21 protein-coding genes are annotated in these 20479 nt (G+C 66.1%); 7 read left to right on the top strand and 14 right to left on the bottom strand.

What is annotated here, in order from left to right; translation table 11 throughout:
- Positions 1 to 20: 20 nt before the first annotated feature.
- Positions 21 to 2717 (bottom strand): preprotein translocase subunit SecA, encoded by a 2697-nt coding sequence (gene secA / locus OEZ60_RS09030; RefSeq protein ID WP_263335245.1) that lies wholly within the window; start codon positions 2715 to 2717, stop codon positions 21 to 23.
- Positions 2718 to 2905: 188 nt separating this feature from the next.
- Between secA and OEZ60_RS09025 the strand changes: the two genes are divergently transcribed.
- From OEZ60_RS09025 to mutT, 3 genes are read left to right on the top strand one after another with little or no spacing between them, the layout of a single operon-like run.
- Positions 2906 to 3754: a peptidylprolyl isomerase gene (locus OEZ60_RS09025; RefSeq protein ID WP_263335244.1), complete on the top strand. Its 849-nt coding sequence runs from the start codon at positions 2906 to 2908 to the stop codon at positions 3752 to 3754.
- Between the two features lie 23 nt (positions 3755 to 3777).
- A complete protein-coding gene (argJ, locus tag OEZ60_RS09020) occupies positions 3778 to 5208 on the top strand; it encodes a bifunctional glutamate N-acetyltransferase/amino-acid acetyltransferase ArgJ (RefSeq protein ID WP_263335242.1) in 1431 nt (476 codons plus the stop codon).
- The gene (gene mutT / locus OEZ60_RS09015) at positions 5205 to 5603 is read left to right on the top strand and encodes an 8-oxo-dGTP diphosphatase MutT (protein WP_263335240.1); all 399 of its coding nucleotides are present in this window, start codon (positions 5205 to 5207) and stop codon (positions 5601 to 5603) included. Before argJ ends, mutT begins: the two co-directional genes overlap by 4 nt.
- Positions 5604 to 5717: 114 nt before the next feature.
- On the opposite strand, the gene OEZ60_RS09010 is transcribed toward mutT, so the two are convergent.
- The 7 genes from OEZ60_RS09010 to pip form a co-directional block, all read right to left on the bottom strand.
- A complete protein-coding gene (locus OEZ60_RS09010) occupies positions 5718 to 6023 on the bottom strand; it encodes a hypothetical protein (RefSeq protein ID WP_263335238.1) in 306 nt (101 codons plus the stop codon).
- Positions 6024 to 6446: 423 nt separating this feature from the next.
- Complete coding sequence (gene infB, locus OEZ60_RS09005; RefSeq protein WP_263335236.1) at positions 6447 to 8984, bottom strand: translation initiation factor IF-2; 2538 nt, start codon at positions 8982 to 8984, stop codon at positions 6447 to 6449.
- The gene (locus OEZ60_RS09000) at positions 8981 to 9610 is read right to left on the bottom strand and encodes an RNA-binding protein (protein ID WP_263335234.1); all 630 of its coding nucleotides are present in this window, start codon (positions 9608 to 9610) and stop codon (positions 8981 to 8983) included. Before OEZ60_RS09000 ends, infB begins: the two co-directional genes overlap by 4 nt.
- A 23-nt stretch (positions 9611 to 9633) precedes the next feature.
- Positions 9634 to 11244, bottom strand: coding sequence for a transcription termination factor NusA (gene nusA, locus OEZ60_RS08995; RefSeq protein ID WP_263335232.1), 1611 nt, complete (start codon positions 11242 to 11244; stop codon positions 9634 to 9636).
- Positions 11245 to 11814 carry a ribosome maturation factor RimP gene (gene rimP, locus OEZ60_RS08990; protein ID WP_263335230.1) on the bottom strand — a complete coding sequence of 190 codons (570 nt, stop codon included), beginning with the start codon at positions 11812 to 11814 and terminating at the stop codon, positions 11245 to 11247. It abuts the gene before it with no gap.
- 154 nt (positions 11815 to 11968) lie between these two features.
- Positions 11969 to 12601, bottom strand: coding sequence for a CDGSH iron-sulfur domain-containing protein (locus OEZ60_RS08985; protein WP_263335228.1), 633 nt, complete (start codon positions 12599 to 12601; stop codon positions 11969 to 11971).
- 73 nt (positions 12602 to 12674) lie between these two features.
- Positions 12675 to 13643 carry a prolyl aminopeptidase gene (gene pip / locus OEZ60_RS08980; protein WP_263335226.1) on the bottom strand — a complete coding sequence of 323 codons (969 nt, stop codon included), beginning with the start codon at positions 13641 to 13643 and terminating at the stop codon, positions 12675 to 12677.
- Between the two features lie 67 nt (positions 13644 to 13710).
- Here pip and ubiG point away from each other — a divergent pair, with 67 nt between their 5' ends.
- A complete protein-coding gene (gene ubiG, locus OEZ60_RS08975; RefSeq protein ID WP_263335224.1) occupies positions 13711 to 14454 on the top strand; it encodes a bifunctional 2-polyprenyl-6-hydroxyphenol methylase/3-demethylubiquinol 3-O-methyltransferase UbiG in 744 nt (247 codons plus the stop codon).
- Positions 14455 to 14457: 3 nt separating this feature from the next.
- Here the strand turns inward: ubiG and OEZ60_RS08970 are convergent, their stop codons facing one another.
- The 4 genes from OEZ60_RS08970 to OEZ60_RS08955 are packed head-to-tail and all read right to left on the bottom strand — an operon-like array spanning position 14458 to position 16748.
- Positions 14458 to 14898 carry a MarR family winged helix-turn-helix transcriptional regulator gene (locus OEZ60_RS08970; protein WP_263335222.1) on the bottom strand — a complete coding sequence of 147 codons (441 nt, stop codon included), beginning with the start codon at positions 14896 to 14898 and terminating at the stop codon, positions 14458 to 14460.
- 3 nt (positions 14899 to 14901) lie between these two features.
- Complete coding sequence (locus tag OEZ60_RS08965; protein ID WP_263335220.1) at positions 14902 to 15732, bottom strand: carbon-nitrogen hydrolase family protein; 831 nt, start codon at positions 15730 to 15732, stop codon at positions 14902 to 14904.
- 3 nt (positions 15733 to 15735) lie between these two features.
- A complete protein-coding gene (gene grxC / locus OEZ60_RS08960) occupies positions 15736 to 15993 on the bottom strand; it encodes a glutaredoxin 3 (protein WP_263335218.1) in 258 nt (85 codons plus the stop codon).
- A gap of 38 nt (positions 15994 to 16031) precedes the next feature.
- Positions 16032 to 16748, bottom strand: coding sequence for a ComF family protein (locus OEZ60_RS08955; protein ID WP_263335217.1), 717 nt, complete (start codon positions 16746 to 16748; stop codon positions 16032 to 16034).
- 31 nt (positions 16749 to 16779) lie between these two features.
- Between OEZ60_RS08955 and OEZ60_RS08950 the strand changes: the two genes are divergently transcribed.
- Entirely contained in the window at positions 16780 to 17625 is an 846-nt protein-coding gene (locus OEZ60_RS08950; protein WP_263335215.1) for a methyltransferase domain-containing protein, read from the top strand.
- A gap of 50 nt (positions 17626 to 17675) precedes the next feature.
- The gene (gene hemH / locus OEZ60_RS08945) at positions 17676 to 18752 is read left to right on the top strand and encodes a ferrochelatase (protein WP_263335213.1); all 1077 of its coding nucleotides are present in this window, start codon (positions 17676 to 17678) and stop codon (positions 18750 to 18752) included.
- Between the two features lie 65 nt (positions 18753 to 18817).
- Here hemH and OEZ60_RS08940 read toward each other — a convergent pair whose 3' ends face one another.
- Positions 18818 to 19000 (bottom strand): hypothetical protein, encoded by a 183-nt coding sequence (locus OEZ60_RS08940; RefSeq protein WP_263335211.1) that lies wholly within the window; start codon positions 18998 to 19000, stop codon positions 18818 to 18820.
- 145 nt (positions 19001 to 19145) lie between these two features.
- Positions 19146 to 19751: a L,D-transpeptidase gene (locus tag OEZ60_RS08935; protein ID WP_263335210.1), complete on the bottom strand. Its 606-nt coding sequence runs from the start codon at positions 19749 to 19751 to the stop codon at positions 19146 to 19148.
- A 187-nt stretch (positions 19752 to 19938) separates the two neighbouring features.
- Between OEZ60_RS08935 and dalA the strand changes: the two genes are divergently transcribed.
- Positions 19939 to 20448, top strand: a complete 510-nt coding sequence (gene dalA, locus OEZ60_RS08930; protein ID WP_263335208.1) for a divisome-associated lipoprotein DalA — start codon at positions 19939 to 19941, stop codon at positions 20446 to 20448.
- The last annotated feature ends 31 nt before the right edge of the window (positions 20449 to 20479 follow it).

Raw genomic sequence — 20479 nt, 5'->3', positions numbered from 1 at the left:
GTCGGTAGTACGAACCCGCGTCAGGCCAGCCGGCCGTGGCAATGCTTGAACTTTTCCCCCGACCCGCACGGGCAGGGATCGTTACGTCCGGGGTCGCCCCAGCTTGCCGGATCCGTCTCATCGAATCCCGCCGCCGCCCCGGCCATCGCGGCAACCGGAGCCGCCGCCGCAGCATTGGCGTTCTGGGCGGCCTGCTGCTCGTTGATCTGGCGCAACATTGCCTGCTGCTCCTCCTCGGTCATCGGCCGGACCTGAGCGAGCTTGCGCGTCACGTCCTCGCGCAGGCCGTCGAGCAGATTCTCGAAGAGCGTGAAGGCCTCGGTCTTGTACTCCGACAGCGGATCGCGCTGCGCATAGCCGCGGAAGCCAACGACCGAGCGCAGGTGTTCCAGCGTCACCAGATGCTCGCGCCACTTGGTGTCGATGGTCTGCAGCAGGAACTGCTTCTCGATCTGGCGCATGGTTTCGGCCCCGAACGCCTCGGCCTTTTCGGCCATCAGCTCGTCGGAGGCCTTGCAGACCCGCTCGCGCATCTCTTCCTGATCGACGCCTTCCTCGGCCGCCCAGTCCGCGACCGGAAGCGCGAGCGCCAGCTTCTCCTTCACCGCGGCGTCGAGCCCGGAGATGTTCCACTGTTCGGCATAGCTTTTCGGCGGCAGGAACTGGTCCACTACGTCGTCGATGACCTGGTGGCGCATGTCGCCGACGATCTCCTCGAGATCCTCGGCCTCCATGATCTCCAGCCGCTGGCTGAAGATCACCTTGCGCTGGTCGTTCATCACGTCGTCGAACTTCAGGAGCTGCTTGCGGATGTCGAAGTTGCGGCCCTCAACCTTGGCCTGGGCCCGCTCCAGCGACTTGTTCACCCAAGGGTGGATGATCGCCTCGCCCTCCTTCATGCCGAGCGTCGACAGAACCTTGTCGAGCCGCTCGGACCCGAAGATCCGCATCAGGTCGTCCTCGAGCGAAAGGTAGAACGACGACCGCCCCGGATCGCCCTGACGGCCCGACCGGCCGCGCAACTGGTTGTCGATGCGCCGGCTCTCGTGCCGCTCGGAGGCAAGGACGAAGAGCCCGCCGGCCTCGAGGACCTGTTTCTTCTCCTCGGCATGCTCCGCCTCGATCCGGGCGCGGATCTCGTCGGGATGGGCTTCGGGATCGGCGGCAAGCGCCTCCATCACCTTCATCTCGACATTGCCGCCAAGCTGGATGTCGGTACCGCGACCGGCCATGTTCGTTGCGATCGTCACCGCCCCGACCTTGCCGGCATCCGCGACGATCTTCGCCTCCTGCTCGTGCTGGCGGGCATTGAGCACGTTGTGCCTGATGCCTTCCTTCTTCAGCAGTTCCGAGAGCATTTCGGACTTCTCGATCGAGGTCGTGCCGACGAGGACCGGCTGGCCCTTCTCGTTGGCGGTCTTGATTCGCTTTAGGATCGCTTCGTATTTCTCTCGCGCCGTGCGATAGACCTGGTCGTGGTCGTCCTTCCGTGCCACCGGCCGGTTGGTCGGCACCTCGACCACGCCGAGCCCGTAGATTTCCATGAATTCCTCGGCCTCGGTCGAAGCCGTGCCGGTCATCCCGCCGAGCTTGTCATAGAGGCGGAAGTAGTTCTGGAAGGTCACCGAGGCGAGTGTCACGTTCTCGGGCTGGATCGACACGCCTTCCTTGGCCTCGATCGCCTGATGGAGGCCGTCCGAGAGCCGCCGGCCCTGCATCATCCGGCCGGTGAATTCGTCAATGAGCACGATCTCGCCATTGCGGACGATGTAGTGCTGGTCCTTGTGAAAGAGCGTATGCGCCCGCATCGCCTGGGTGGCGTGGTGGACGATGGTGGTCGATTCCGGGTCGTAGAGCGTCTGGCCTTCGGGCAGCACGCCGGCCTCGGTCAGCCGCTGTTCGAGGTATTCGTTGCCCTCCTCGGTGAAGGTCGCGTTGCGCGCCTTCTCGTCGAGCTTGTAGTGCTCCTCGGTCAGTTCCGGGATGAAGGCGTCGAGCGTCTTGTAGAGCTCCGACCGGTCCTGGCTCGGCCCCGAGATGATCAGCGGCGTCCGCGCCTCGTCGATCAGGATCGAGTCGACCTCGTCGACGATGGCGAAGAAATGCCCGCGCTGCATCATCTCGTCGATCGAATTGCGCATGTTGTCGCGCAGGTAGTCGAAGCCGAGCTCGTTGTTCGTGGCGTAGGTGATGTCGGCTTCGTAGGCGGACTTCTTCTCCTCGGCCGACTGGAACGGATAGACGACGCCGGTGGTCAGGCCGAGCGCGCCGTAGACCTTGCTCATCCATTCCGCGTCGCGCTTGGCGAGGTAGTCGTTGACGGTGACGATATGCACACCCTTGCCCGAGAGGGCGTTCAGGTAGGCCGGGAAGGTCGCGACCAGCGTCTTGCCCTCGCCGGTCTTCATTTCGGCGATGTTGCCCTGATGGAGGAAGATCCCGCCCATGAGCTGCACGTCGAAGGCCCGAAGCCCCAGCGCCCGCTTCGCCGCCTCGCGGCAGTTGGCGAAGGCCTCGACCAGCACCGAGTCGAGGCTCTCGCCCGACTGCACCCGCTTGGCCAGCTCCTCGGTCTTCTCCTTTATCCCCTCGTCGGTGAGGTTCTGGAACTCCGGTTCCAGCGCGTTGATCTTCGCCACCAGCGGGCGGACCGACTTGACCATGCGGTCGTTCGGCGTGCCGAAGACCTTCTTCGCGATTGTTCCGAGGCCCAGCATTTTTTCTCCGCTCGGGTTCGACTGACTGACCTGTGAAGAAACGCGGCCTTGCCGCTGCCTCGCGCTGTGCCTAGAACGGCTGCGAAACCGGGTGCGGCTCGGCCCTCACGGGACCATCGCGATGTAAGGGTCTGCCGTCCGATAGTCAACGTCGCGCCCCGTGCGCGGCCCGATGAGGAGTTGAGATCATGCTGAAACCAGCCGCCCGCCTTGGCGCTGTTGCCCTGTCGCTGGCGCTGTCCGCGCCCGTCATCGCCGCCGAACCGAGCGCCGAAACCGTCGTCGCCACCGTCAACGGCGTGGACATCACGCTCGGCCACATGATCGCTTTGCGCGAGAGCCTGCCGCCGCAGTATCTCCAACTCGACGACGAGACGCTGTTCAACGGCATCCTCGACCAGATCATCCAGCAGGCCGCGCTCGCCGAGGCCGCCGAAGCCGACATGGACACGCGCGACGAGCTTTTCCTCGACAACCAGCGCCGCAGCTACCTCGCCGGCACCACGCTCGAGGAAACCGCCGCCTCTGCGGTCACCGACGAGGCGGTGCAGTCGCTCTACGACGAGAAATACGCCAACACCGATCCAGGCACCGAATACAACGCCGCCCATATCCTCGTCGCGACCGAGGACGAGGCCAAGGCCATCAAGGCCGAACTTGACGGCGGCGCCGATTTTGCCGTGATCGCCAAGGAGAAATCTACCGATCGTGGCTCGGCGGAAGCCGGTGGCGACCTTGGCTGGTTCGGCGTCGGCATGATGGTGAAGCCCTTCGAGGACGCGGTTCTGGCGATGGAGGCCGGCACGGTCTCCGATCCGGTCCAGTCCGATTTCGGCTGGCACCTGATCAAGCTCAACGAGACCCGCGCCGCCACCGCGCCGACGATCGAGGACGTGCGCGCCGAACTCGAAAGCGAGTTGCAGGGCTCGGCAGTCGAGGCCAAGGTGACGGAACTGACCGAGGCGGCGAAGGTCGAGAAGATGGTCGAGGGAATCGATCCCGCCATCCTCAAGAACACCGCGCTCATCGAGAACTGACAACGCCGGAACGGGGGACCGACATGGCCAAGAAGGACGACGACTGGAAGGCCGAGGCGAAGAAGCTGAAGGATCAGGTCAAGCGGCTGCGCAAGACCATCGAGGACCGCGTCCTGCCGGCCCTGGGCGAGACTGTCGAGGCCGGCGTCGACGCCGTGATCGACGCGGTCGCGACCGGTGCGGAAGCGGTCAGCGCGCGGGTGAAGCAGCCGAGCCCGGTCTCGCCGCTCGCCCCGCAGGACGGTTTCCCCGCGCTGCCGGTGATCGACGGCGTGGAGTTCGCCGCCGTCGAGGCCGGGGTGCGCTACAAGAACCGCACCGACGTGATGCTGGTGCGGCTCGCCCCCGGCACCGCGATCGCGGGCGCCTTCACCCGCTCGGCCACCCGCGCGGCCTGCGTGCTCGACTGCGAGGCCAAGCTCGCCGGGAAGCCCGCCTCCGAGGAGGGCGCGGCGATCGTCGTCAACTCCGGCAACGCCAACGCCTTCACCGGCAAGGCCGGGCAGGAGTCGGTCGACGCTGTCACCGATGCCGTCGCCCGGGCGCTCTCGATCCCGTCATCGCGGGTCTTCTCCTCCTCGACCGGCGTGATCGGCGAACCCCTGCCGCATGGCCGGATCACCGCCAAGCTTGGTGATCTCAGAACCGCGCTCGACGCCGGCGGGATCGAGCTGGCGGCGCGCGCGATCATGACGACCGACACCTTCCCCAAGGGCGCCTCCGCCGAGATCAAGGGCGACGGCGGGCCGATCCGCATCGCCGGCATCGCCAAGGGCTCCGGCATGATCGCGCCCGACATGGCGACGATGCTTGTCTACATCTTCACCGACGCGAGGATCTCCTCGGCCAACCTGCAGAAAATGGTCTCGCGCCAGGTCGACGCCTCGTTCAACGCGATCACTGTGGACAGCGACACCTCGACCTCCGACGCGCTGATCGTCGCGGCGACCGGCAAGAGCCCAGCCGCCGAGATCGCGGACATGCGCTCGGCGCCCGCCAAGGCCTTCGAAAAGGCGCTCGGCGTGGTGATGCTGGATCTGGCGAAACAGGTGGTGCGCGACGGCGAAGGGGCGACGAAATTCGTCGAGGTCCGCGTCACCGGCGCAGCCGACGCCAGCGACGCCCACAGGGTCGCGATGGCGATCGCCAACTCGCCGCTCGTGAAGACCGCGATCGCGGGCGAGGACCCGAACTGGGGGCGCATCGTCATGGCGGTCGGCAAGTCCGGCGCCAAGGCCGACCGCGACACGCTGTCGATCCGTCTGGGCGACCTGCTCCTGGCCGAGAAGGGCTGGCGCAGCCCGGACTACAGCGAGGAGGAGGCGGCCGCCTACATGAAGCGCGACGAGCTGGTGATCTCGGTCGACCTCGGCCTCGGCAAGGGCGCGCGCACGGTCTGGACCTGCGACCTCACGCATCGCTACATCGACATCAACGCCGACTACCGGTCGTGAGAACGCTCCTCGTCTCGGCGGTGGCGCTCATAGATCCCGACGGCCGGGTGCTCCTTGCACGCCGGCCGGAGGGCAAGTCGATGGCGGGCCTGTGGGAGTTTCCCGGCGGCAAGGTCGAACCCGGCGAGACGCCGGAGGCCGCGCTGATCCGCGAACTGCACGAGGAACTTGGCATCGACACCTGGGCAAGCTGCCTTGCGCCGCTGACGTTCGCGAGCCATGCCTACGACGACTTCCACCTGCTGATGCCGCTCTTCGCCTGCCGGAAATGGCAGGGCATGCTGCAGTCGCGCGAGGGTCAGGAACTGGCCTGGGTCCGCCCGAAGGACCTGCGCAGCTACCCGATGCCGCCCGCCGACGTCCCGCTCATCCCGATCCTGCGCGACTGGCTCTGATAGCCACCCGAGCGACGATCTGCCAACAAAGTGGGGTGTCCGCAAATCGTGCTGGCCGGGTTTGAACCCAAAGCCACATGGCGGCATCGCATTCCCAGAGCTGTGCTCGGGAAATCAGTAAGAGTGCGTTTCACAAACCAGAATGCTCGTTCGTGAGGTGAAAAAGTCCCGTGCGAAGGGGATATCAACGCCGAGCGCTGCAGGCGGGTGTTCTTCGCAGACACGCAGCATGTCTTTGTGCATGTCTATTGTGCCATTGAAAATCGAATCGCCCCTCTTGTCCGGCCTTCTTGTTTCCCAGACAGCTTCGCGATCGACAGTAATTCGAAATCCGGTTTGCTCACAAAGACCGCATGCGCCTCGGAGAGTCGGCGCGCGATAATCGACGGTCTCAAAAACGACCTTCTTGTTCTCGATCATGCACTCTGCCGGGTCCTCGTTAAGGGCATGCAAATCGCGGGGAGCATCTCGCTCTCGGGCATCTGAATGGAGCTGCCCCCTCCGACTTCAGTCCGAAATACCCTGACGAAGAAATGCTGCTGATAGGAAATGCCATCAAGCTCGTAGCAATGTGCCAGAACCACGGATCCCCATTCATCCGCCTGGGCTTGCACGAAGCAAGCGAGTTGGATTGCCAAGCTCAACAAGATAGATCTGAAACTTGGCAAAAGAGGGCGCCTGTTAACAAAATTCTCTGCGAACGGTCCGATCATAGGCATGAATCCGCTGCGCATGCAAAGGTCTGCCGGGTCCACAAGGCGGACCAACACGACTTGCGGACATCTCCAAAGAAAAAGCCGCCCGAACCCGGGCGGCCTTTCCAATTCACAATCGCGGGCGCGATCAGGCGAGCTTGCGCTCGACCTCCTCGCGCTCGAAGATCTCGATGACGTCGCCCGGGCGGATGTCGTCGTAGTTCTCGAACGCCATGCCGCATTCCTGGCCGGACTGCACTTCCTTGACCTCATCCTTGAAGCGCTTCAGCGTCTTCAGCGTGCCCTCGTGGATCACGACATCGTCGCGCAGGAGCCGGACGCCGGCCGAGCGACGCGCCACGCCCTCGGTGACGAGGCAGCCCGCGACCTTGCCGACGCCGGAGACCTTGAAGACCTCCTTGATCGACGCATAGCCGATGAAGTTCTCGCGGATCTCGGCCGAGAGAAGCCCCGAGGCCGCCTTCTTCACGTCGTCCACGAGATCGTAGATGACCGAGTAGTAGCGGATCTCGACGCCCTTCTGGTTCGCCGCCGTCCGCGCCGGCGCGTTGGCCCGCACGTTGAAGCCGATCACCGGAGCACCCGACGCTTCGGCAAGACCGATATCCGATTCGGTGATCGCGCCGACGCCGTAATGCAGCACGCGGACGCGCACTTCCTCGTTGCCGATCTTCTCCATCGCCTGGACGATCGCCTCGGCGGAACCCTGCACGTCGGCCTTCACCACAATCGGCAGCTCGGAAATGTTCTTGTCTTCCTTGGCCTTGGCCATGAGCTGTTCGAGCGTCGTCGCCGCGCCGGCCGCCGCGCGCTTGTCCTTTGCGGCCTGCTCACGGTAGTTCGCGATCTCGCGCGCCTGCGCCTCGGTCTCGACCACGTTGAGGACGTCGCCGGCCTCCGGCGTGCCGTTGAGGCCAAGGACCTCGACCGGCACCGACGGCCCGGCCTCGGTTACCCGCTCGCCCTGGTCGTTGATCAGCGCGCGCACCTTGCCCCACTGCTCGCCGACGACGAAGATGTCGCCCTGCTTCAGCGTGCCGTGCTGGACGAGAACCGTGGCAACCGGGCCGCGGCCGACGTCGAGCTTGGCCTCGATCACCGCACCCATCGCGGCGCGTTCCGGGTTGGCCTTGAGTTCGAGGATCTCCGCCTGCAGCGCGATCGCCTCGAGGAGGCTGTCGAGCCCCTTGCCGGTCTTGGCCGAAACCTCGACATCCTGCACCTCGCCCGACATCGCCTCGACGACAACCTCGTGCTGCAGCAGATCGGTCCGCACTTTCTGCGGATTGGCGGACGGCTTGTCGCATTTGTTGATCGCGACGATCATCGGCACCTTGGCGGCCTTGGCGTGGTTGATCGCCTCGATCGTCTGCGGCATGACCGCGTCATCGGCGGCGACCACGAGCACGACGATATCCGTCACCTGCGCGCCGCGGGCGCGCATCGAGGTGAAGGCGGCGTGGCCCGGCGTGTCGAGGAAGGTCAGCACGGCACCCGACTCGGTCGTCACCTGGTAGGCGCCGATGTGCTGGGTGATGCCGCCGGCCTCGCCGGAGACGACGTTGGTCTGGCGGATCGCGTCGAGCAGCGAGGTCTTGCCGTGGTCGACATGGCCCATGATCGTGATGATCGGCGGGCGCGGCTGAAGATCCTCGGCCTTGTCCTCGACCGTGTCGATGACCTGCTCGACGTCGGCGTCGGAGACGCGGACCGCGTGGTGGCCAAACTCCTCGATCACCAGCTCGGCGGTGTCAGCGTCGATGGGCTGGTTCATGTTGACCATCATGCCCATCTTCATCAGCGCCTTGACCACGTCGGCGGCGCGCTCGGCCATCCGGTTGGCAAGTTCCGAGACGATGATCGTCTCGGGCAGCTGCACGTCGCGCGACTGCTTCTCGGCGCGCTGGCTCATGCCCATCGCCTTCTGGCGGGCACGCTCCTGCTTGCGTTTCATCGCAGCCAGCGAACGCTGGCGCCCGCCCTCGCCGGAAAGCGCCTCGGACAGTGTCAGCTTGCCGGCGCGACGGCTGTCGTCGCGCGCGCCCTTGCCGCGCGAATCCTTGTCGGCGGCGGCGCCGCGGGTGTCGCGCTCGCGGTCGGTCTTGCGCGGGCCACCGACGCTGACGCCCTTGGTCTCGGCACGGCTCGCGGCAGCCTCGACGGCCGCCGGGTCGACCGGCGCGGGTTTCGCCGCCGCCGGCTTCTTGAACTCTTCCTTGCGCGCGGCACGGGCTTCGGCTTCCTCGGCCTTGCGCGCCTCTTCCTCGGCCTTGGCCTTCAGCGCCTCTTCGCGCTCGCGATCCTCGCGCTCCTTGGCTTCGATCTCGGCGCGGCGACGCTCGCGCTCTTCCTCGCGCTGACGCTCCTCCTCGGCGCGTTGGGCGGCCTCTTCGACCTCGCGCGCCTTGGCGGCCTGCAGCGCCTTCAGACGGCGCTCCATCTCGGCATCGGAGATCCCGGCCGGACGGCGCGACGGATCGCCCGCACCCTTGGCGCCGGCAGAACCGGACGAGCCCGCAGCGGCACCGGGCTTCGGCACGACGACGCGCTTGCGTTTCGTCTCGACGACGACGCTCTTCGTCCGGCCATGCGAGAAGCTCTGCTTCACCTGGCCGGAACGCCCGCCACCGAGGCCGAGAGGTTTCTTACCGTCTGTTTCGCTCATGCCGACTTCGTATCCTTCCCGGCGGACCTTCCGCCGTCATCTTTTCGCAAACCCGAAAGCTTTGCCGCTTCCTCTACTACACGCGCAGAGAGTCCGCCAGCGGCAAGCGCGCCATGTATCACACTATCGCGGCCAAATGCCAGCCCGAGCTCCGAGGAGGTCAGGCAGCCGAACCAGCGCCCGCCCTCCGGGGTCCAGAGCTTGCCCTTGCCGCGCTCCGATCCGTCGGAGGCCTGGAGCAGCACCTTGGCCCTGCCCTCGGCCAGCCAGCCCTTGACCTTCTCGAACCCCGCGACCGCGCGGCCCGCCTTGCGCGCCAGCGACACGAGGTCGACGACCCGCCGCGCGACCGCCGCCTCGACCAGATCGGCGAGATCCGCGGGCACCGTCACCGGCGCCTTCGCGGCGCGCGAGAAGAGCCCCTTCGCCGCCGCCTTCTGGATTGCCGCCTTGTCGGCGGTGACCCAGATGCCGCGGCCCGGCAGCTTGCCGGCAAGATCTGCGACGACCTGCCCGTCGGGGCTGACGACGAAGCGGATCAGCCCGGCCTTCGGCTGCACATCGCCCGTGACGATGCAGCGCCGTTCCGGCTCGTCCCTCACCTTGTCGCTTCCCCCGCGGGTCATCGCTGTCACTCCCGAGGCCCTTGTCAGGCCTCGGCCTCCTCTTCTTCCTCGCCCTCGTCGGCCTCGGCCTCAAGCTCGGCCGGATCGACCCAGCCGAGCTGGATTCGCGCGGTCATCACGAGGTGCTGCGCCTCTTCGAGGCTCATGTCGAACTTCTCGAGGATGCCCTCGTCCTTGACCCGCTCGCCGTTCACGGTGGTCCAGCCGCCGGCCAGTTCCCAATCGGCGCAGGTGGCGAAGTCCTCGAGCGTCTTGACGTCGTCCTTGGCCAGCGCCTCGACCATCTGCGGCGTCAGCCCCTCGAACGAGATCAGGCTGTCCTCGACGCCCAGCGCGCGGGCGTTCTCGAGCGCCTTGCGGTTCTGCTCCTCGATCACGTCACGGGCGCGCGCCTGAAGCTCCTCGGCGGTCGACTCGTCGACGCCCTCGATCGACAGAAGTTCGTCGATCTCGATATAGGCGACCTCTTCGAGGCTGGTGAAGCCTTCCGCGACCAGAAGCTGGGCGAAGAACTCGTCGAGATCGAGCGCCTCGACGAAGAGCTTGGTGCGCTCGGCGAATTCCGCCTGACGCCGGCGGCTTTCCTCTTCCTCGGTGAGGATGTCGATGTCGAGCCCGGTGAGCTGCGAGGCGAGCCGCACGTTCTGGCCGCGCCGGCCGATCGCGAGCGAAAGCTGCTCGTCCGGCACCACGACCTCGATCTTGCCGGCCTCCTCGTCGATCACGACCTTCGCGACCTCGGCGGGCTGCAGCGCGTTGACGAGGAACGTCGCCTGATCCTCGTTCCACGGGATGATGTCGATCTTCTCGCCCTGAAGCTCGTTCACGACCGCCTGCACGCGGGAGCCGCGCATGCCGACGCAGGCGCCGACCGGGTCGATCGAGTTGTCATAGGAGATGACGCCGATCTTCGCGCGCGAACCGGGATCGCGGGCCACGGCCTTGATCTCGATGATGCCGTCGTAGATCTCCGGCACTTCCATCTTGAAGAGCTCGGCCATGAACTGCGGATCGGTGCGGGAAAGGAACACCTGCGGGCCGCGCGGCTCGCGGCGCACGTCCTTGATGTAGCAGCGGATGCGGTCGTTCGGGCGGTAGCTCTCGCGGCCGATCTTCTCGTTGCGGCGCAGGATCGCTTCGCCGCGGCCGATATCGACGATGATGTTGCCGTATTCCTCGCGCTTGACCACGCCGTTGATGATCGTGCCCTTGCGGTCCTTGAATTCCTCGAACTGGCGGTCGCGCTCTGCCTCGCGCACCTTCTGGAGGATGACCTGCTTGGCCGACTGCGCCGCGATCCGGCCGAGGTCCACGGGAGGCACTTCCTCGACGAAGACGTCGCCGATCTGGGGATCGGCCATGTACTGCTTGGCCTGCTTGACCGTCATCTCGGCCTGGTAGTTCTCCACCGCGTCATCCTCGACGACGGTGCGGACGCGGGTGAAGGTGGCGCGGCCGGTCTTGCGGTCGATCGCGACGCGGATGTCCATCTCCGCCCCGTAGCGAGACTTCGCGGCACGGGCGAGGCTTTCCTCCATCGCCTCGATCACGAGGCCGGGGTCGATCATCTTCTCGCGCGCGACCGCCTCGGCGGTTTGCAGCAGCTCCAGCTGGTTGGCAGAGGTAATCGCCATTCACTCCTCCTCGGAAGTCTCTTCTTCGATGTCGTCAAACGCGGATTCGTCGACGGCCTGGGTGGCCTTCTTCTGCCGCAGCATTTCGGTGATCAGCTCGTCGGTCAGCACCAGCTTGGCGTCCGAGAGCCAGTCGAACTTGAGCCCGATCGTGCCTTCCTCGATCTCGATCAGCACCTCGTCGCCCTCGGTCCCGGCGATCTGACCCTTGAACCGCTTGCGCCCGTCGATGAGCTCGGAGGTCTCGATCTTGGCCTCGTAGCCCTTCCAGGCGTCGAAATCCTTGAGCCGGGTCAGCGGCCGGTCGATGCCGGGCGAGGAGACCTCGAGGTGATAGGCCTCGTCGATCGGGTCCTCGACATCGAGGACAGCCGAGACCGCGACGGAAATCTTCCCGCAATCGTCGACGTCGATGCCACCCTCGGGCCGGTCGGCCATGATCTGCAGCGTCTTGGTATTGCCGCCCATGAGCCGGATCCGCACGAGTTCGAACCCGAGGCCTTCGATGGTCGGGGTCACGATCTCGGCGAGGCGCCGGTCGATGGCGGTCTTGGCGATCAGTTCGGTCATCGGTCTCTGTCTGTCCTGGCTTCGGGCAATAAAAAACGGGCCCTGCGGCCCGTCGATCTTTCCCGGTGGGCTGCGAGTTTGGACCCCGCAGCGCCGCTGTTGAAGCGGATATAGGCGAAAGGGGGTGAGTCTGCAAGCGCAGATGCGTTCCACCCTACCCCCCGCTTTTCCAGCCCTTGTCGCGGTGGCTGCCGTCGCAATAGGGCTTGTTGCCCGAGAGCCCGCAGCGACAGAGGACGTATTTCTCGCGGCTCGCCCCCTCGCCCGCCGGCGGTGCGCCGACAAGCTCGAGGCCGAGCACCCAGTAGGGTCCGTTCTTCTGCACCTCGATCTCGGCGCGACCGTGCGGCAGCAGGTGCTCGGGCCCCGCGAGCGCCAGCGCGCCGGAGGGACAGGCGGCGATCACCGCCTCGATTTCGTTGCGGCTTCCCCTGTCGGGCTGGACCCAGGGCTTTTCCGCCGGGTTGAAGACATGCCCGGCGATGCGGCCGCATTCGGCGGCGTGGGAGCAAAGCCGCGGGTTGTAGGTGACGGTGACCTCCTCGCCCTCGTAGGCGATCAGCCGGTCGCGCCCGGCGGCCGGGATCTCCGCGCCCGACTGAAAGCCCACGCGCTTGTGGCTGCCGTCGCAGAAAGGCTTGTTGGCGCTGTGGCCGCAGCGGCAAAGCGTGGTGACGGACTTGGTTTCCAGCATCTCCCCGTCCTCGCCCTTGAGGCGGGTCAGCCGCTTGACCACGAAGGGACCGTTCTCGCGCGCCTCGATGGTGACTTTGGTGTCATCAGTCATGCGCTTCTCCCTTAGGTTCAAAGGGCAGTGTCGGTGCGCAACCGACAGGCGTCAAATCCCGATGGCGTGAGACTCAGGCCCGAAGCCCGTCCATGATCCTTACCAGTTCGGCGCTGATCCCGGCTTCGGACAGCGCGTGACCGGCCCTCGCGACCATCCGCAGATCGGCACGCGCCCAGTTCTGCGCGAGCGTCCAGGCCGAGACCGGCGGGCAGATCATGTCGTAGCGGCCCTGCACGATCGTCGCGGGGACGTCGCGCAGCTTCGGCAGGTCGCGCAGGATCTGGCCGTCGGTCTCGAGAAACCCCTTGTTGAGGAAAAAGTGGTTCTCGAGCCTGGCGAAGGCGCGGGCATAGTCGGCCGGCGCCTCGCCGACGATCCCGTCATGCTCGACACTGGCAAGCGCGTTCTCCCAGGCCGCCCAGTTCCGGGCGTAGCGAGTCTCCTCGGCGCGGTCGCCCGAGAACAGGCGGCGATGATAGGCGGCGATCAGGTCGCCGTGTTCATCCGGCGGGATCGGCCGGGTGAAATCGGCCCAGCGGTCGGGCCAGAACGCCCCGGCGCCGCCGCCATAGAACCAGCCGAGCTCGCCCTCGGTCATCAGGAACACGCCGCGCAGCACCAGATGGCGGGCCCGTTCGGGATGGGTCTGGGCGTAGATCAAAGCGAGCGTCGCGCCCCAGCTGCCGCCGAAGACGATCCAGTTCCGGATGCCGAGCGCCTCGCGGATCCGCTCGATATCGGCGACGAGGTGCCAGGTCGTGTTCGCCTCGACGCTGGCATGGGGCCGCGAGCGGCCGCAGCCGCGCTGGTCGAAGAGGATCACCCGGTAGACCGAGGGGTCGAAATAGCGCCGCATCGCGGGCGAGCAACCGCCGCCCGGCCCGCCATGCAGGATCACCACCGGCAGGCCCGAGGGGTGGCCGCATTGTTCGACATAGATCTGGTGGCCGTCGCCCACATCCATCATGCGCTGATCGAACGGTTCGATCTGCGGATAAAGAAAGGCGCCTGCGCGCTTTTGCCCTGCGACCCGGTCCATGATTAAATTATATAACGCAATCGAAGCGGCCCGCTATGGGGTCCGACAGGAAATGCCGGAGACGATAATGCACGCCGAGACCAACACGGTCGATCCCGCCGAAGTGGCGAAGTTCGAGGCGATGGCCGCCGAATGGTGGGATCCGCATGGCAAGTTCAAGCCGCTCCACATGATGAACCCGGTGCGGCTCGACTACATCACCCGCCAGATCGCCGCAGAGTTCGGCCGCGACCTGGCGTCGGAACGGCCCTTCGACGGCTTGCGGCTGCTCGATATCGGCTGCGGTGGCGGGCTTCTCAGCGAGCCGATGGCACGGCTCGGCGCCACCGTCATCGGCGCCGACGCGGCGGCGCGCAACATTCCCGTCGCCCGGCTTCATGCCGAGGCGCAGGGGCTCGACATCGACTACCGCCACACCACCGCCGAGGCGCTCGCCGTCGCGGGCGAGGTCTTCGACGTCGTCCTCGCGATGGAGATCGTCGAGCATGTCGCCGACCCGCAGGAATTCGTGACCACCTGCCGTGAGCTTCTGAAGCCCGGCGGGCTGATGATCGCCTCGACGATCAACCGCAACACCAAGAGCTTCCTCGCTGCGATCATCGGCGCCGAATGGGTGATGCGTTGGCTGCCGAAGGGCACCCATGACTGGGCGAAGTTCATCACCCCCGACGAGCTGGCCGGGCAGATGCGCAAGGCGGGGCTTGACCCGGTCGACCGCAAGGGTTTCGTCTTCAATCCGGTGAGCTGGCAATGGTCGATCTCGGACCGCGATCTCAGCGTCAACCACGTCGCGGCGGGCCTGCGGCGCTGACCGCTACGCCTTGTCGAGCCGCAGCCTGAGTTCGCGTAGGATCGGCAGGACCGCGCGCACCTTGTCGGAACCGATCGCCTTGACGACATCGCCGATGATCGGCGCAACGGAGGCGAGCGCGGCATCGCGCGCGGCCCTTCCCGCCGGGCTGATCGAGACGAACTTGCGTCGCGCGTCGTCCCAATCGGGCCGGATATGGATATGGCCCGCCCATTCGAGCTTGCTCAACGTGTTGGTCATCGCCCCGCGGGTGACGTGAAAGGCATCCGCGAGCTGCGCCGGCGAGCGTTCGTCGTTCACATGGGCAAGGTGGTTCAGCACCGAGAAATGGCTGAGCTCCATCCCTTTCGGCAGCGCCCGGCTCACGAGGTTGCGCGCAAGCTGGTCGGCCATGAAGACCTCGGAGAAGAGCGCAATGGCCAGGGGGTCATTTGCTTCCGCCATCGGTCACGGCCCCTCGTAGTCGCGGTCGTGGGCAAGCGAGGGCACCCGGTCGCGCGCCTTCGCCACTTCGGCCAAGTCAAGATCGACATAGCTGATGCCGATCCCGGTCCCGCCGTCGCAAATGACCTCGCCCCAGGGGGCTATGGCAAGCGAATGGCCATGAGTCCGGCGCTGCCTGCCGCCATGTGCGGCGTGACTTCCGGTCTGGGCCGGGGCGAGCACATAGGCACCGTTCTCGATCGCGCGGGCGCGCAGGAGCGATTCCCAATGCGCCGCACCCGTGGTGTCGTTGAAGGCGGCGGGCACCGTCAGCACCTCGGCCCCGGCCTTGGCAAGGCGGCGGTAGAGATGCGGGAAGCGGACATCGTAGCAAACCGTCATGCCGATCGTGGCGAAGGGCGTCCCGGCCAGAACCGCCCGTGCGCCGGGGCGGTAGCCGGCCGATTCCCGGTACTGCTCTGCCTCCGACACCTTGACGTCGAACATGTGGATCTTGTCGTAACGCGCGGCGATCGCACCATCGGGACCGATCAGGAACGACCGGTTGGCGAATCGCCCGTCCGCGTCGTGGGTCTTGAGCGCGAGCGAGCCAATCAGGAGCCAGAGGCGAAGCTCCGCCGCCTCGGTCCGAAGCGCCGCGAGCGTCGGATCGTCCTCCTCGTGGCGCAGCACCGCGGTCTGGTGGTCGCGGTCCGAGGAGACGCAGTTGGTGACCTCGGGCGTCAGCACGAATCCGGCGCCCGCAGCGGCGGCTTCCCGCACCATCGTCCGGACAACCGGCAGGTTTTCCGCCGGGTCGTCGCTGGATGAGAGTTGCAGAAGCGCCGCCTTCATGACTCAAGCCGCCAGCATGGGATCGAGCTTGCCGATCCGGTCGAGCGCGTGGAGGTCGTCCGATCCACCGATGTGTGCCCCGTCGATGAAGATCTGCGGCACGGTGTAGCGACCATGCGCGCGCTCCATCATCGCGGCGCGAAGCTCGGGGTCGCCCGAGACGTCGATCTCCTCGAAAGCGACGCCCTTGGCGAGCAGCAGCCGCTTGGCGGCAAGGCAATACGGGCACCAGGGGGTAGTGTAGATCTCGACGCGGGGCATGAAGGTCCTGATCCTTTGGTCGGGGCGACTATAGGGATTTAGGCGTCCTTCGCAACGCGTGCCAGAACCAGGACCGAGACCGAGGCAGCCCCCGCGCCGAGACAGGCATCGGCCGCCACCGCAAGCGTCGCGCCCGAGGTCATCACGTCGTCAATGAGCAGAATGTCCCGGTCCCGGACCAGATTGCCGCGCCGGGGATGGAGCCGGATCGCGCCCGCGACATTGCGAAAACGGCCGTCGCGATCGCGGCCATCCTGGCTTTCGGTCCGCCGCGCGCGCTGCAGCAGGTCGGGGCAATGGTCGAGCCCGGCCTTGCGCGCGAGCGCCTTCGACAGCTCCGCCGACTGGTTGAAACGCCGCTTCAGGAGCCGTGTCCAGTGGAGCGGCACCGGCACGGCGAGCATGCCCGGCGTGACAATCGGCCGCGCCGCACGCAGGAGCCAGTCGGAGGCCGGTCGCGCGAGGTCGAGCCGGTCACCATGCTTCAGCGCAAGCACCAGCTTGCGGCCGTTGTCGGTGTAGAGCATCGCCGCCCGCCCGCGCTGCCAAGGCCGCGCGAGCGTGAGGCAATCGTCGCAATACTCCGCCCGGCCCTCGTCCTCGCCGGGCAGCGATGCGCCGCAACGGTCGCAGACGAGGCCCGTGATGAAGGGTGTCGCGCGCCAGCATGGGCCGCAGAGGCCGAAATCGGCATCGGTCGGCTCGCCGCAGCTGATGCATTGCGGTGGGAAGAGCACCGCAAGCGCGCTTTGCATTCCGCCCCGAAGGCTTCTAGTTTCGCCGATCATGACCCAGCCTCCGCCCCTCACCGACCGCGCCGCACTTCGCCGAAACCGCGCCCGCGCCCGACGCCAGCGCGCCGAGACCTTCCTGCATGACGAGGCCGCCGCCGAGATCGAGGAGAGGCTGAGCGAGGTTAACAAACGGTTTACCGCACCGGCTGTGGTCACCGGTTTCCCGGAACCTTGGGCGACGATCCTGCCCGGCGCGCGGATTGTCGAGGATACGGAAACGCTGGATCTGGAACCCGGCGCACATGACCTGGTGATTCACGGTCTGGCTTTGCACTGGGCCAACGATCCGGTCGGCCAACTCGTGCAATGCCGGCGGGCGCTGAGGCCGGACGGGCTGTTCCTCGGCGCGATGTTCGGCGGGCGCACCCTTGCCGAACTTCGCGCCGCGCTCGCCGAGGCCGAAAGCCGGATCTCGGGCGGGCTGTCGCCGCGCGTCCTGCCGATGGGCGAGATCCGTGACCTCGGCGCGCTCCTGCAGCGCGCGGGCTTCGCGCTGCCGGTCGCCGACGCGGTAAAGAAGACGGTGACCTACCGCACCGCCTTCCACCTGATCGCGGATCTGAGAGCGATGGGCGAGGGCAACGCGCTCAGCGCCCGCACCCGCCGTGCGACGCCGCGCGCGCTCTTCCCCGAGGCGGCGCGAATCTATGCGGAGAGCTATCCCGCCAACGACGGCCGCATCGCTGCGACCTTCGAGTTGATCTTTCTCACCGGCTGGGCGCCCGATCCGAGCCAGCAAAAACCGCTCCGTCCCGGCTCGGCCGCAGCGCGGCTCGCAGACGCGCTCGGTACCGCCGAGACGCCGCTCGGGCTCGTCATGAAGCCGGGCGATCATTGACGCGGGCGCCAATCCGACTATCTCGGAACTCGGACAGCAAGGGAGCGGACATGAAGGACCAGATCGACCGGCCCGGCGACGGGCGCCTCGTCCATGCACCCGCCGACCATCCGCCCGTGGCGCGGCCGCGCATCGGCATCCTCGTCGCAAATCTCGGCACGCCGGACGGCTACGACTACTGGCCGATGCGGCGCTATTTGAGCGAGTTCCTCTCCGACAAGCGGGTCATCGACTATCCGTCGTGGAAATGGCAGCCGCTCCTGCAGCTCATCATCCTGTCGAAGCGGCCCTTCACCTCGGGCGCGAACTACCGCTCGATCTGGAACCACGAGGAGGGCGAAAGCCCGCTGATGACGATCACGAAGGCGCAGGTCGCGAAGCTGCGCGAGGCCGCGGCGGCGCGGTTCGGCGACGGCGTGATGGTCGAGTTCTGCATGCGCTACGGCAATCCCTCGACGGCCAGCGTCGTGCGCCGGATGGTTGCCGCGGGCTGCGAGAAGATCCTGTTCCTGCCGCTCTACCCGCAATATGCCGGCGCAACCTCGGCCACCGCGAACGATGAGTTCTTCCGCGCCCTGATGGACGAAAAACGCCAGCCGGCGGTCAGAACCACGCCGGAGTATTTCGACCACCCGCTCTATATCGAGGCGCTGGCGCAATCGGTGGAACGCGCCTATGCCGGGCTCGATCAGAAACCGGATGTGCTTGTCGCCTCCTACCACGGGATGCCAAAGCGCTACCTGATGGAGGGTGACCCCTATCACTGCCAGTGCCAGAAGACCTCCCGGCTCCTGCGCGAGCGGCTCGGCTGGGGCGAAGGCGCGATCGACACCACGTTCCAGTCGGTCTTCGGACCTGAAGAATGGCTGCGCCCCTATACGGTGGAGCATGTCGCCGAACTGGCGAAAGCGGGAAAGAAGCGGATCGCGGTGATCTCGCCGGCGTTCTCGGCCGATTGCATCGAGACGCTGGAGGAGATCCAGGGCGAGATTCGCGAGGCTTTCGAACATGCCGGCGGCGAGAGCTTCACCTACATCCCCTGCCTCAACGACGACGACGCTCATATCGCGGCGCTGATGGCGGTCATCACCGACAATCTGTCGGGCTGGATTGCCCGACAGATGTGAAACTCAGGCAAAGAAAAAGGCGGTGGACCGAGCCACCGCCTTTTCCTTGAACGACGTGCGTCCGATCAGTTGCTGGCAGCAGCCGCGATCAGGATGAGCGCGAGGATGCCGACAACGATACCGGCCGACGAGCTGCTGGACTGCTCTTCGACGATCGGCTCCGGCTCCATGACCGGCTCAGCCATGCCACCGGCGAAAGCGGTGGTGGCGGAAATCGAAAGGGCAGCGGCAAGCGCGAGCTTTTTCATGTATTCTCTCCATTTATGCCGTAGCGAAAGTTGCGGTGAGGTCCGCCACGGTTTCATACTTCACCTCGTAATACCCACTAGCGCACAAGATTCCGACATTGCAACCGGCAGTTAGCGGGTAATACCAAAGGTTTCGCGCTTGTCGTCAAATTAGCAACACCTGTGTGCCAACTTGCGTGAGCGAATAGAGTTCGGCGATGTGTTCGTTATAAAGGCCGACGCACCCATTCGACGACCGACGGCCGATCTTGCGCGTGTCGTGCGTCCCGTGGATCCGATAATACTGCCAGGACAGGTACAGAGCGTGGGTCCCGAGCGGATTGTCCGGCCCCGGTCCGACATAGTCCGGCCATTCCGGGTTGCGCTTCTTCATTTCCGGCGTCGGGCGCCATTCCGGGCCCACGACCTTGCGCACGATCTCGGTCCGGCCGCGACGGGTCAGGTCCTCGGTCAGCGGCACGCTGGTCGGATAGAGCCGGTAGATCGTCTGGTCTTCAGACCAGAAGTGCAGCGCACGCGAAGTCGTGTCCACGAGGACCGCGCCATTCCGCGTGTTGCTGAAATAGGGTTGCCACTGCAGCGAGCGGAAGCTCGAGACGTTGCGGCGCGTGTTGGAGCCGATATCGCCCTCGACCTCGTAGGTTTCGGGACCGGTCTGCGCCAGCGCAGGCGCCGCGAGCGTCGCGCCGAACGCGGCCGCGGTTCCCAGGACCGCGCGGCGGCTGAATGTGCGGGTGGGATTGGAGCTCATCCTCAGGTCACCTTGTTCCGATGTTATTAGGCGGGCCGTTGCCCGTGACGCGGCGCAGATTATCGGCACCGGCCGGGTTTCTCAATTCACTCTGACGTCAGAACATGCCGACCGCGCAAGAACGCGTTTGAACACCGTTGGCCGAGCCTGTAAAGGACGGGATTGCAGAAACGAAGGTAGCCATTCCATGATAAGACTTCTCGGCCTGTTTCTTGTCGCCGCGCTGACCGTCGCGGGCTGCGCCACGACACCGCCGGCGGTCGGTCCTGACGGGCGCCCCCTGCCCAAGGCATATGTGATCAAGCCCGGCGACGAGGGACGCGTCACCTATTCCATGGTGGATTCGGTCAACACGCTGCGCGGCGCCTCCGGTGCCGCGCCGCTGAACCTGAATTCGCAGCTTACCGCCGCTGCGGCGACCCATTCGCGCGACATGGCCGTGCAGAACCGGCCGTGGCATTTCGGCTCCGACGGTTCCTCGCCGCTCCTGCGAGTGCAGCGCGCGGGCTATCCCGGCATGATGCTCGGCGAGAACATCTCGGAGACCTACGAGACCGAGCTCGAGACGCTCTCGGCCTGGATGGACGTGCCTGACACGCGCGCGGTGATCCTCGATCCGAACGCGCGCGATGTCGGCTTCTCCTGGTATCAGGAGCCGAGCGGCAAGATCTGGTGGACGCTGGTCACCGGCGGTTAAATCATTGCGATACAAGTGAAAAAGGCGGCCT

It is taken from the genome of Albidovulum salinarum (assembly GCF_025673475.1).
Taxonomy (GTDB): Bacteria; Pseudomonadota; Alphaproteobacteria; order Rhodobacterales; family Rhodobacteraceae; genus Albidovulum; species Albidovulum salinarum.
This window is presented reverse-complemented; position numbering and strand designations above follow the sequence as displayed.